The organism is Streptomyces sp. NPDC002138, assembly GCF_040296485.1.
GTDB lineage: Bacteria > Actinomycetota > Actinomycetes > Streptomycetales > Streptomycetaceae > Streptomyces.
Window position 1 is genome coordinate 60,930 of record NZ_JBEOXE010000042.1, and the last position, 11,044, is coordinate 71,973.

12 protein-coding genes are annotated in these 11,044 nt (G+C 72.1%); 7 read left to right on the top strand and 5 right to left on the bottom strand.

Annotated features, from left to right (window positions below; genetic code table 11):
- Positions 1-53: 53 nt before the first annotated feature.
- Genes ABT084_RS25445 through ABT084_RS25460 form a run of 4 tightly spaced genes read right to left on the bottom strand, consistent with a single transcriptional unit; the run spans position 54 to position 3,722 of the window.
- Positions 54-1,298, bottom strand: coding sequence for an ABC transporter permease (locus tag ABT084_RS25445; RefSeq protein WP_351048172.1), 1,245 nt, complete (start codon positions 1,296-1,298; stop codon positions 54-56).
- Positions 1,298-2,008, bottom strand: a complete 711-nt coding sequence (locus tag ABT084_RS25450) for an ABC transporter ATP-binding protein (protein WP_351048174.1) — start codon at positions 2,006-2,008, stop codon at positions 1,298-1,300. Before ABT084_RS25450 ends, ABT084_RS25445 begins: the two co-directional genes overlap by 1 nt.
- Complete coding sequence (locus ABT084_RS25455) at positions 2,005-3,201, bottom strand: peptidoglycan-binding protein (protein ID WP_351048176.1); 1,197 nt, start codon at positions 3,199-3,201, stop codon at positions 2,005-2,007. Before ABT084_RS25455 ends, ABT084_RS25450 begins: the two co-directional genes overlap by 4 nt.
- Positions 3,183-3,722, bottom strand: coding sequence for a hypothetical protein (locus tag ABT084_RS25460; RefSeq protein WP_351048179.1), 540 nt, complete (start codon positions 3,720-3,722; stop codon positions 3,183-3,185). Before ABT084_RS25460 ends, ABT084_RS25455 begins: the two co-directional genes overlap by 19 nt.
- Before the next feature lie 90 nt (positions 3,723-3,812).
- Here ABT084_RS25460 and ABT084_RS25465 point away from each other — a divergent pair, with 90 nt between their 5' ends.
- Genes ABT084_RS25465 through ABT084_RS25480 form a run of 4 tightly spaced genes read left to right on the top strand, consistent with a single transcriptional unit; the run spans position 3,813 to position 6,902 of the window.
- A complete protein-coding gene (locus tag ABT084_RS25465) occupies positions 3,813-4,472 on the top strand; it encodes a response regulator transcription factor (RefSeq protein WP_351048181.1) in 660 nt (219 codons plus the stop codon).
- Entirely contained in the window at positions 4,469-5,764 is a 1,296-nt protein-coding gene (locus tag ABT084_RS25470; RefSeq protein WP_351048183.1) for an ATP-binding protein, read from the top strand. Before ABT084_RS25465 ends, ABT084_RS25470 begins: the two co-directional genes overlap by 4 nt.
- 11 nt (positions 5,765-5,775) lie before the next feature.
- The gene (locus ABT084_RS25475) at positions 5,776-6,057 is read left to right on the top strand and encodes a glutaredoxin domain-containing protein (RefSeq protein ID WP_351048185.1); all 282 of its coding nucleotides are present in this window, start codon (positions 5,776-5,778) and stop codon (positions 6,055-6,057) included.
- A gap of 35 nt (positions 6,058-6,092) precedes the next feature.
- Entirely contained in the window at positions 6,093-6,902 is an 810-nt protein-coding gene (locus ABT084_RS25480; protein WP_351048188.1) for a hypothetical protein, read from the top strand.
- On the opposite strand, the gene ABT084_RS25485 is transcribed toward ABT084_RS25480, so the two are convergent.
- The gene (locus ABT084_RS25485; RefSeq protein WP_502969176.1) at positions 6,874-7,527 is read right to left on the bottom strand and encodes a transmembrane-type terpene cyclase; all 654 of its coding nucleotides are present in this window, start codon (positions 7,525-7,527) and stop codon (positions 6,874-6,876) included. The genes ABT084_RS25480 and ABT084_RS25485 overlap by 29 nt on opposite strands.
- A 358-nt stretch (positions 7,528-7,885) precedes the next feature.
- On the opposite strand from ABT084_RS25485, the gene ABT084_RS25490 reads away from it, so the two are divergent.
- The 3 genes from ABT084_RS25490 (at position 7,886) to ABT084_RS25500 (ending at position 10,860) form a co-directional block, all read left to right on the top strand.
- On the top strand, positions 7,886-8,833 hold the full coding sequence (locus tag ABT084_RS25490; RefSeq protein ID WP_351048193.1) for an LLM class F420-dependent oxidoreductase: 948 nt from the start codon (positions 7,886-7,888) through the stop codon (positions 8,831-8,833).
- A gap of 13 nt (positions 8,834-8,846) precedes the next feature.
- Entirely contained in the window at positions 8,847-9,632 is a 786-nt protein-coding gene (locus tag ABT084_RS25495; protein ID WP_351048196.1) for an SDR family NAD(P)-dependent oxidoreductase, read from the top strand.
- A gap of 106 nt (positions 9,633-9,738) precedes the next feature.
- A complete protein-coding gene (locus ABT084_RS25500; RefSeq protein ID WP_351048203.1) occupies positions 9,739-10,860 on the top strand; it encodes an LLM class flavin-dependent oxidoreductase in 1,122 nt (373 codons plus the stop codon).
- Positions 10,861-11,044: the final 184 nt, after the last annotated feature.

Consider the following 11,044-nt stretch of genomic DNA (forward strand, 5'->3'; position numbering starts at 1 on the left):
GGGACCCCCCGCGGGCCGTAGGGGTCTGCGGGGGGTCGCATGCCGCCCACGGCCTACGCCGCCTGCAGCGCCAGCGTCGGGGACAGCCGGGCCGCGCGCACCGCCGGGTAGAGGCCCGCGACCGTACCGATCACCAGCGTCGCGCCGAAGCCACCCGTCACCGCCCACAGCGGGACCACCCACGGCAGGTCGCCCGCCCGGGCGTAGACCAGGGTCGCGATCCCGCCGAGCGCGATGCCCGCCAGCCCGCCGAGCCCCGAGAGCAGCAGGGACTCCGTCACGAACTGCACCCGGATCTGGCCCTTGGTCGCGCCCAGGGAGCGCCGTAGCCCGATCTCGTGGCGTCGCTCCAGCACCGAGATGATCATCGTGTTGGCCACGCCGACCCCGCCCACCAGCAGGGCGATGCCGCCCAGGCCGAGCAGCAGGGTGCTGAAGGCGCCTTCGGTGGCCGCCTTCGCCTGGAGCGCCGCCGAGGGGTCCGTCACCGACACCGAGCTCGGCGACTCGGGGTGGGCGGTCTTGCCCATGAGGGAGCGGACGGCCCGGACGCGGTCGTCCGCCGAGCGCTCGTAGACCGAGGTCGGGTGGCCGTCGAAGCCCAGCAGGCTCTGCGCCGCCTCCCAGCCGATGAGCGCCGAACGCTCGATCTCCGGCGCCAGCGGGATCGGATCCAGGATCCCGATGACGGTGAAGTACCGCCCGCCGATGAAGACCTGAGCGCCGGGCCGCGTGATCCCGAGGCGCTCGGCCGACACGTGCCCGAGGACGACCGACGGATAGCGGCCCGTCGCGTCGTTGAGCCAGCTGCCGCCGCGCACCTTCGCGCGCAGTGTTTCGAGGAGGTCGTCCTTGGCCGCCTTGAGGACGATGCCCGAGGTCTCCTCCTTCGGGATGTTCTCGCTGCGGCGGACCGACTCCTTCACGTCCCCCGTCGTGCCGACCGACTCGACCCCGTCGATCCGGGCGATCATGCCCGGGGCCTCCTTCGGGAGCTTGGTGTCCTGGCCCGCGAACATCGACGGGCCGGGGGTGGCGACCAGCATGTTCGTGCCGAGCTTGTCGAGCTCCTGGAGCAGCTTGGCCTGGCTGGACGAGGAGACGCCGACCACCGCGATCATCGTCGCGATGCCGATCGCGATGCCGAGGGCGGACAGGAACACCCGCATGGGCCGCGAGCGCAGGCCCGCCGAGCCCACGTGCAGGACGTCGCGGGGGCCGAGGCGGGGCGGCGAGAGCTTCCGGGAGGCGCGCTCGCGGGCGGGCTCCGGGACGCGGGGCTTCGTACGGGTGCCCATCACGCCACCCCCGCCGCGGCGCCCGTGTTCCACACGTCCGCCACGATCTCGCCGTCGCGGAGGCGGACCTGCCGGGGCAGGCTCGCCGCGATCTCGTTGTCGTGGGTGATCACGGCGATGGTGGCCCCGTCCCGGTTCAGCTCGTGCAGCAGTTCCATCACCGAGGCGCCGGACGCCGTGTCGAGGGCGCCCGTCGGTTCGTCGGCGAGCAGCAGGTCCGGTTCGCCCGCGACCGCCCGGGCGATGGCCACGCGCTGCTTCTGGCCGCCGGAGAGTTCGTGCGGCCGGTGGTCCATGCGGTCGCCGAGGCCGACGCGCTCCAGGGCGCGCTCGGCCCGCCGCCCGCGTTCGGCCCGGGAGAGGCCGGAGTACAGCAGCCCCTCGGCGACGTTCGCCCGGGCGCTGATGCCCGGCACCAGGTGGAAGGACTGGAAGACGAAGCCGACGTGGCGGGAGCGCAGGGCCGACAGGGAGCGGTCGGAGAGGCGCGCGATGTCGTACCCGGCGATGGCGACACGGCCGGCGCTCGGTCGGTCCAGCGTCCCCACGATGTGCAGCAGGGTGGACTTTCCCGAGCCCGACGGGCCGACGATGGCGAGGAGTTCGCCGTTCATGACGGTGAGGTCGACCCCGCGCAGGGCCGTGACCCCGCCGGGGTACTCCTTGGTGACGCCGGTCAGCTCGACGACCGCGTGAGCGTGTCGGTTCATGACGCGGGGACTCCCACGAGCATGCCCTCCTTGAGGGCGTCCCCCTTCACCTCGACCCGGCCCTTGCCGAACATGCCGAGCTCGACCTTGACCTCGCGGGCCTTGCCGTTCTCGACGACCTGGACGCCGAAACCGCCTTCGGCGAGGGCGAGGAGGGAGTTGACCGGTACGGAGAGCACGTCCTTGCGGACCTCGCCGGTCAGGGTCACCGAGACGGGGGCCTGGTCGGGGCCCTTGGCCCCGGTGGCGTCGTCGAGGGTGACCTCGACCTGCACCTTCGGCTTCTTGTCCCCGCCGCCGCCCCCGCCCGCGCCGCCGGTGGCCGGGTCGTCGGGGTTGGCGGTGCTGCCCACCGATTCGATCTTTCCCTTGGCCGTGCCACCGCCCGGCAGGCTCACGGTCACCGGGTCGCCGGTCTTGACCGCGCCCGCCTTGGCCACGTCCAGCTGGAAGCGGACCATCCGCTCGGTGCCGGTCAGGGTCAGCACGGGCTTGCCGGAGCCCGCCTCGTCGCCGACCGCCATGTCGTTCTTCTGGACGCGCTGCGGGCCGGAGGCGAAGGCGATGTCCTCCTTGCCGATCTCGCCCGTCTCCCGCAGGCCGTGGGACTTCTGCCAGCGCTTGACGCCGGTGACCGTGCCGTCGGTGAAGGTGCCGTCCGAGGCGTCGAGGCCGACGCCGAAGCCGAGGGCCTGGAGGTTGCGCTTGAGCTGCTTGACGTCCTCGCCCTTGTCGCCGCTCTTCATGGTCCGGTAGACGGGGGTGGTGCCGTACATCAGGCGCACCACCTTGCCGTTGACCTCGTAGAGCCTGCCGTCGCGCTCGACGGCGGAGCCGGCGGTCGCCACCCAGGTCAGGGTCGCGGCGCCGGAACCGCCGCCGGATCCGGAGGCGCCCGTACCGCCGCCGGATCCTGCTCCCGCGCCACCCGGTCCCGCGCCCGCGCCCGACGCGTTGAGCTTGCGCTCCTTCGCGTACCCGAGCGTCCCGTCCACCGTGAGCCCGGCGCTCAGATCGCCGCGCGTGACCGGCGCCCTCCCGGCGGGGAGCCCGTCCGCACGCTGCCGCTTCCCGTCGTCGCCGTCCGTCCCGGCCTGCGCGACCACCGCGTACCCGCCGCCCGAGACGGCGAGTACGACGGCCAGCGCGCCCAGGAGCCGCTTGCCGCGCCCGCTCACTTCTGGGCGCTGCACTTGTTCAGCTGGGCCATGAAGGCGTCCTTGTCGGCGCCGTCCGGTATGGACGTGCCGGTCATCGAATTGCCGTTGAATTCCGGGTCCGGTACGTCGAATCCGTGGTCCCGCATGCACTTGGCCGACTTCAGCGCCTGGTCCTTGATCTCCTGCGACACCCCGCCGCCGGAGCCCGGCACCTCCATCCCGCACTTCTCGAAGGCCTTCTTCATCGCCTCCGCGTCGCCGCCCGCGCCCACCGTCATGCCCCGGGGGTCCTCGCCGGGCTTCGGGTCGGGAGCGTCGACGCCGTTCTCGCGCAGGCACTTGCGGGTCTTGAGGGCCTTGTCGAGGTCGGCGCCGTCGCCGCCACCGCCCGCACCGCCCGCACCGCCCGCGCCCGCCGCGCCGGCCGAGTTCGAGGAGTCCTTCTTCTCGTCCTTCTTGCCGCCCGAACCGCCGACACCGCCCGCGCACGCGGTGACGAAGAGGGCCATTGCGGTGAGGAGCGCGGCCGTGGTCATGGTCGTCGATTGCTTCATGCGCCAGAGCGTGCGCGAGGAGCGGGTTTCGCTTCTCTAACCCCCCGCTCTTACGACGACGAAATGTCGCTCTCCGGTAAAGAGGACTCCATGCGAGTTCTGGTGGTGGAGGACGAGGAATTCCTCCGGGAGATGATCGCCGAGGGGCTGCGCCGCGACGCGCTGGCCGTGGACGAGGCGAGCGACGGCCTGGAGGCCCTCCGGCGGCTGCGCCTCGGCGAGTACGACGTCCTCGTCCTCGACCGCGACCTGCCCGGGCTGCACGGCGACGAGGTGTGCCGCCAGGTGGTGCGCGAGCGGCTGCTCACCCGGGTCCTGATGCTCACCGCCTCCGGCACCGTCCGTGACCGGGTGGAAGGGCTGGGCCTGGGCGCCGACGACTATCTGACCAAGCCCTTCGCCTACGACGAGCTCCTCGCCCGGGTCCTGGCCCTGGGCCGCCGCGTCCGGCCCGCGCTGCCGCCCGTACTGGAGGCCGCCGGGATCGCCCTCGACACCGCACGGCGCAGCGCGGCCCGCGACGGGCACCGGCTCGCGCTGTCCCGCAAGGAGTTCGCGGTGCTGGAGACGCTGCTGCGGGCGGAGGGGGCGGTGATCAGCAACGAGGACCTGATCGAGCAGGTGTGGGAAGAGGACACCAGCTACAGCACGAACGCGGTACGGGTCACCCTCAGCAAGCTGCGGGCCAAGCTGGGGGAGCCCGCGCTGATCGAGACCGTCCCCGGTGCGGGCTACCGGATCGCGCGATGAGCCCGCGGCGCCCGCTGCGCCCCGCTCGCCGCGCGGCAGCGGTCGGCCCGGCCCGGCTGCTGCCGCGCGGCGAGCGGGCCCGGCTGACCGCGCTCTACGGCTCGCTGCTGGTGCTCGCGGGCGGCGGCCTGGTCGCGCTGCTGAACGTACTGGTGCGCCAGGGACTCTTCCGCAGCATCAACCAGGCCGTCACCACCTACGCCCCGGCGCTCAACCAGACCCAGGTCCTGACCGAGGGGGACAAGCTCTTCGTACCGGCCCAGGCGGTGCCCGGTGAGCTGATGACCCCGGAACAGCTGGCGGCGTACAAGGCCACCCGTGACCTCAGCTCTGCCGCCGAACAGGCCGCGCTGCACGAGCTGTTGACCGTGTCGCTGCTCGCGCTGGCCGTGTTCGCCGTGCTGTCGATCTGGCTGGCCTGGTGGATGTCGGGCCGGGTGCTGCGCCCGGTCGGGGTGATCACCGAGACGGCCCGGCGGCTGTCCGGGGCGAACCTGCACGAGCGGATCGGCCTGGACGCGCCGCCCGGCGAGCTGAAGCGGCTCGCCGACACCTTCGACGGGATGCTCGACCGGATGGAGGACCTGGTCGGCGCGCAGCGCCGGTTCGCTGCGAACGCCGCCCACGAGCTGCGCACCCCGCTCGCCGTGCAGCGGGCGGCGGCCGAGATCGGCCTGGCGGGGGACCCTGGGCCGCAGAAGGTGGCCCGGATCCGGGCCAAGCTGATCGGGGTCGCGGATTCCAGCGAGCACCTGATCGAGTCGCTGCTGCTGCTCGCGGTCTCGGAGGAGGGCCTGGAGAGCACGGAGACGGTGGACCTCGCCGTGCTGGCGGCGGCGGAACTGGCGGACTGCCCGGGGGCGGAGCCGAGCGGCCCGGACGGCCTGACGGTGGAGCGGTCGCTGGCGCCGCTGCCGGTGACCGGAGACCGGCTGCTGCTCGGACACCTGGTCCGCAACCTGCTGGCCAACGCGGTGCGGCACAACCGTCCGGGCGGCCGGCTCGAGCTGCGGACCTCGGCCGACGGGGTGCTGACGGTCTCGAACACCGGCCCGGTGATCCCGCCGGGCGAGGTGGCCCGGCTGCTGGAGCCGTTCCGGCGGCGCGCGGAACGCCGCCACACGGCGGGCGAGGGCGCGGGCCTCGGCCTCTCGATCGTCGCCTCGATCGCCCGGGCCCACGGCGCGGAACTGACGGCGGAGGCCAACCCGCCCCCGGAGGGCGGCCTCACGCTCCGCATCCGCTTCCCGGCAGCGGCCACTGCGGCCACAACGGCATCCGGTCCGTCGTAGGGTTCGTCGCCATGAGTACCGATAGAGCTGAGACAGCTGAGATAACGGTGTACTGGCGTCCCGGGTGCGTGTTCTGCATGAAGCTGTGGCTCAAACTGCGGCTGACCGGCACCCCCTACCGCCCCGTCAACATCTGGCGGGACCCCGACGCGGCGGCCTACGTCCGCAGCGTGGCGAACGGCAACGAAACGGTCCCCACGGTCCGCGTCCACGCCCCCGAGGGCCCGGAACGCGCCCTGGTGAACCCCTCACTCGCGCAGGTCCGCCGGGCCCTCGCGGAAGTTGATCGATAAAGGGAAACCGGCCCCGGCTGTGTACGGTCGGGATCATGAGCAAGCACGCCCGTCACCGCACCCGGCCCCGGTCCCGCACGCCCCGTCATCTGGTTCTGGTGGCCGTGCTCGGGCTGGTGACCTGCTCCGCGGGGTGGGCGTACGCCGTGCACGACCGGGGGGACCGGGTACGGCGCACCGAGGCGGCGCCGGACGCGTACGAGCGGGCCGGCGGGGGCGACGGGGGCCGCGCCGCGCGGGGTGCGGAGCGCGGCGAGCTGAGCGGGCTCCCGGGCGTCAGCGCGGCGACCTCGGCCCGGATCCCGGCCGATGCGCGGCAGCTGGTCCTGGTGACCGGCAAGGACAAGGGCTCCTCCGAGGGCACCGCCGCCCTCTACACCCGCGCCGACGCGGGCGCGCGCTGGTCCCCGGTGGGCAGCTGGCCCGCCCGCAACGGCGCGAAGGGCTGGTCCACGCAGCGGACGTACGGCGACCTGACCTCGCCGCAGGGCGTGTTCTCGCTCACCGACGCGGGCGGCCTGCTGCCCCCGCCGCCCGGCACCCGGCTGCCCTACGACAAGGACAGCTCCTTCGTCCCCTCCGGCCGGGGCGTCAACGGCGAGTCGCTGGCCGGATCCTTCGACTACGTCGTCGCGATCGACTTCAACCGTGCGCGGGGCGTCTCCCCGCTGGATCCGACGAAGCCCGAGGGCGAGGCCAGGGGCGGCAACATCTGGCTGCACGTGGACCACGACGGCCCCTCCCAGGGCTGCGTCGGCATCCCCGCGGAGGGCATGCGCAAGGTCCTCCAGACCCTGGACCCGGCGGCGAAGCCGGTCATCGTGATGGGGCCGGCCGGCTTCTGAGCGCGTCCGGCCCGTGGCTCCGGTCGCGGACCAGCAGGGCGATGTACGCGAGGTCGAACACACCGCACAGCACACCCAGCCCGAGGATGAACGGCGCGTCCTCGATCACCCCGAAGAGCACGGTCGGGGCGAGGGTCCCGAGCCATTTGGCGACGGCGATGACCAGGCTCTGCCCGTGCGCCCCGCCGCGCCCCGCGAACAGTGCGATGAACAGCCCGGACATCAGCAGGTTCTGCAGGAACGCCGAGTACCGGGACGCGTCGTGCGCCCCGAAGTGCGCGAGGAAGAGCCACTGCACGGCGAAGGCGCTGCCGAAGACCAGCACGCCCCAGGCGGCGAACAGCGGCCGGGTGACGAACTCCGGCAGCTCGGCCCGCCCGAAGCGGAAGAACGTGTAGACGATCACCACATCGGCGACGGCCCACACGACGTTGACGACCCCCTGCGCGGACACGCCCCCGAGGAACTCGTTCACGGCGTACGTCGTCTCCCACGCGAAGTTGAGCGCGAGCGCGGCCACGGGCATCGCGTACGTCCGCTGCCGCAGCCCGAGCCGGATGGCCTCGGCGTACACGATGGTCCAGGCGACCCCACTGACCAGCGTCAGGAACAGCTCCACGCACATCTCCCCGTCTCACGCCCGGATCCCACCGATTCAGGCGCCGCACCTTAACCAACGGGCAGCGGCCCGCGACAGGCCGGCGCTCGGAACCGCTGCTGGTCGGCGCCGGGGGGAGGAGGAGGCAGGGGGTGTCGACCCCGTACGTGAAGGTTGGAGGTCCCCTCCTCCGCATCCCGGAGCGGCGGCCCGTGGGCGTGATCCCGATGGCGGCCGGATGGTGAATGTCCGCGCCCCACCCCTTGCCTGACGGTGCGTCAGCTACGACGATGGGCCCCGGCATCCGTATGACGAATCGTCAGGTGTCGGTGTCGGTGTCGGTGGTGGGGTCGCGGTGGCGACGTGGACGTGAGGCGGGGACGGCATGGCGCGCGTGTTTCCGGAAGGTCGGCTGGTCTACGGGATGCAGCTCCCGGTCCAGTCGCAGAGCACCCTCTACGCCGAGCCCTGGGAGGCGTCGGCGGGAGCCGCCGATCTGGCGGAGATCGCGCGGGCCGCGGACCGGGCGGGCTTCGCGTACCTGGCCTCGTGCGACCACGTGGCCATTCCCCGGCGGCTCGCCGGGCCCATGAGCACCGTCTGGTACGACCCGGTCGCCACCCTCTCCTTCCTGGCCGCGATCACCGAGCACGTACGGCTGCTCAGCCACGTCGCCATCGTCGGCCTGCGCCACCCGCTGATCAGCGCGAAGCAGTACGCGACCCTCGACCACCTTTCCGGCGGCCGGCTGATCCTCGGGGTCGGCGCCGGGCACGTGCAGGAGGAGTTCGAGGCCCTCGGCGTGGACTTCGCACGGCGCGGACCGCTGCTCGACGAGACCCTCGACGCACTGCGGGCGGCCCTCGGGCCCGAGGAGTACCCGGAGTTCGAGGGGGCGGCCTTCGCCTTCAAGGACCTCGGACAGCTGCCGCGCCCGGCCCAGGAGCGGATCCCCGTGTGGGTCGGCGGGTCCTCGCCCGCCGCCGTGCGCCGGGCGGCCGTACGCGGGGACGGCTGGCTCCCGCAGGGGGACCCGCGGGACAAGCTCCCGGCGCAGGTGGCCCGTATCCGGGAGCTGCGCGCCGCCGCCGGGGTGGCCGACCCCATCGAGATGGGCGCGATCACCGAGGCCCTGTACGTCGGTGAGCCCGGCTGGGACACCGGCCGGCGCACCCTCACCGGCAAGGCGGAGGCCCTCGCCGAGTCCCTGCGCGCGTACAAGGCGCTCGGCATCGACCAGATCCAGGTGCGCTTCCGCAGCCGCGACCGGGCCGAACTCATCGACCAGATCAGCGCTTTCGGGGCCGAGGTCGGCCCCCTCCTCAACGACTGACAGGGGTATCGGCATGGGCAAGCTGGACGGGCGCGTCGTCATCATCACGGGTGCGGCGCGCGGTCAGGGCGAGCAGGAGGCCCGGATCTTCGCCGCCGAGGGCGCGAAGGTGGTGCTGGGGGACGTACTGGACGAGCAGGGCGCCGCCGTGGCCAAGGAGATCGGCGAGGAGCGGGCCCGGTACGTACGGATGGACGTGAGCCGGGAGGAGGACTGGGCGGCCGCCGTGGCCGCCGCGAAGGAGGCCTTCGGCGAGATCAACGGCCTGGTCAACAACGCGGGCATCCTGCGTTTCAACGACCTGGTGAGCACCCCGCTGGAGGAGTTCCAGCAGATCATCCAGGTCAACCAGATCGGCGCCTTCCTCGGCATCAAGACGGTGGCCCCCGAGATCGGGGCGGCGGGCGGCGGCACCATCGTCAACACCTCTTCGTACACGGGCCTGACGGGCATGGCCTACGTGGGTGCCTACGCCGCCACCAAGGCCGCGATCCTGGGCCTGACCCGGGTGGCGGCGCTGGAGCTGGCCGCCAGGAACATCCGGGTCAACGCCATGTGCCCGGGCGCCGTGGACACCCCCATGGCCAACCCCGGGCTGCTGGACCCGGCGGGGATGACGGACGAGGCGCGGGACGCGATGGCGGACCTGTACAAGCGGGTCGTGCCGATGGGGCGGGTGGGCCGGCCGGAGGAGATCGCGCGCCTCGCCCTGTTCCTGACCAGCGAGGACTCCTCGTACATCACCGGCCAGCCCTTCGTGATCGACGGCGGCTGGATGGCGGGCGTCAGCATTCTCTGAGGCCGTATCTGATGGAGCGTCAGGTATTGACGGCTCCGGTGCGCGGTGGAACAGTCAACCTCATCAAATCTGACGCTACGTCAGAAACTTAAGGACGGTGAACCCCTTGGAATTCGGGCTCTTTGTGCAGGGATACGTGGCTGAGGCGCGTTCCAAGGTCGACCCCGAGGCAGAGCACAAGGCGCTGATCGAGGAGACCGAGTACGTCATCCAGGCCGACAAGTCCGGCTTCAAGTACGCCTGGGCCTCCGAGCACCACTTCCTGGAGGAGTACTCGCACCTCTCGGCGAACGAGGTCTTCCTCGGGTACCTCGCCCACGCCACCGAGCGCATCCACCTCGGCTCCGGCATCTTCAACCCCCTCGCCCCGGTGAACCACCCGGTCAAGGTTGCCGAGAAGGTCGCCATGCTCGACCACCTCTCCAAGGGCCGCTTCGAATTCGGCACCGGCCGCGGCGCGGGCAGCCACGAGATCCTCGGCTTCCTCCCGGGCATCGAGGACATGAACGGCACGAAGGAGATCTGGGAGGAGACCATCGCGGAATTCCCCAAGATGTTCCTCCAGGAGGAGTACGAGGGGTTCCAGGGCAAGCACTGGTCGCTGCCGCCGCGGAAGATCTTCCCCAAGCCGTACGGCAAGGCGCACCCGGCCATGTGGTACGCCGCCGGGTCCCCGTCCTCGTACGCCATGGCCGCGAAGAAGGGGCTCGGGGTCCTCGGCTTCAGCGTCCAGAAGGTCTCGGACATGCAGTGGGTCCTGGACCAGTACAAGACGGCCATTCAGGAGGCGAAGGCCATTGGGGCCTTCGTCAACGACAACGTCATGGTCACCTCGACCGCGATCTGCGCCGAGACCCACGACAAGGCCGTGGAGATCGCGGTCAACGCCAACATGAACCGCTTCCAGTCGCTGGTCTTCCGCTACCACGACACCTTCCCGCGGCCCGAGGCGATCCCGCAGTGGCCGGAGATCCTGCCCGAGTACAACGCGGAGATCATCGAGCTGCTGATCGCTGAGGAGCTGCTGATCTGCGGCGATCCGTCCGAGGTGCTGCAGCAGTGCAAGCGGTGGGAGTCGGCCGGGGCCGATCAGCTGTCCTTCGGGCTGCCGACGGGGGTGTCGTACGAGGACACGATGAACACCGTCAAGCTCATCGGGGAGCATGTGATCCCGAAGATCGACACGGATCCGGTGCACCGGACGACGCGCTTCCGCGAAGCCGCCTGATCCCGTGGGGGCCGCGCAACCCGGCCCCCCGGCCCCGCCCGGCCACTTCAGCCCTGCGGCCGATCCGGATCGGCCCGGCCATGCCAGCCCCGCCCGGCCACTTCAGCCTCGCCGGCGTTTGAGGCGCGGGTCCGGGCGGAGCCCGGTGCGGCCCGCCAGGGCCGTTCCCCTCCGCGGGGGCCCC

Bases quoted from the DNA above. Each gene is read 5' to 3' on its own strand.
- ABT084_RS25490 (WP_351048193.1), top strand. From the start codon at position 7,886: ATGGCGCGCGTGTTTCCGGAAGGTCGGCTGGTCTACGGGATGCAGCTC.
- ABT084_RS25450 (WP_351048174.1), bottom strand. From the start codon at position 2,008: ATGAACCGACACGCTCACGCGGTCGTCGAGCTGACCGGCGTCACCAAG.
- ABT084_RS25445 (WP_351048172.1), bottom strand. From the start codon at position 1,298: ATGGGCACCCGTACGAAGCCCCGCGTCCCGGAGCCCGCCCGCGAGCGC.
- ABT084_RS25475 (WP_351048185.1), top strand. From the start codon at position 5,776: ATGAGTACCGATAGAGCTGAGACAGCTGAGATAACGGTGTACTGGCGT.
- ABT084_RS25495 (WP_351048196.1), top strand. From the start codon at position 8,847: ATGGGCAAGCTGGACGGGCGCGTCGTCATCATCACGGGTGCGGCGCGC.
- ABT084_RS25470 (WP_351048183.1), top strand. From the start codon at position 4,469: ATGAGCCCGCGGCGCCCGCTGCGCCCCGCTCGCCGCGCGGCAGCGGTC.
- ABT084_RS25460 (WP_351048179.1), bottom strand. From the start codon at position 3,722: ATGAAGCAATCGACGACCATGACCACGGCCGCGCTCCTCACCGCAATG.
- ABT084_RS25485 (WP_502969176.1), bottom strand. From the start codon at position 7,527: ATGTGCGTGGAGCTGTTCCTGACGCTGGTCAGTGGGGTCGCCTGGACC.
- ABT084_RS25480 (WP_351048188.1), top strand. From the start codon at position 6,093: ATGAGCAAGCACGCCCGTCACCGCACCCGGCCCCGGTCCCGCACGCCC.
- ABT084_RS25465 (WP_351048181.1), top strand. From the start codon at position 3,813: ATGCGAGTTCTGGTGGTGGAGGACGAGGAATTCCTCCGGGAGATGATC.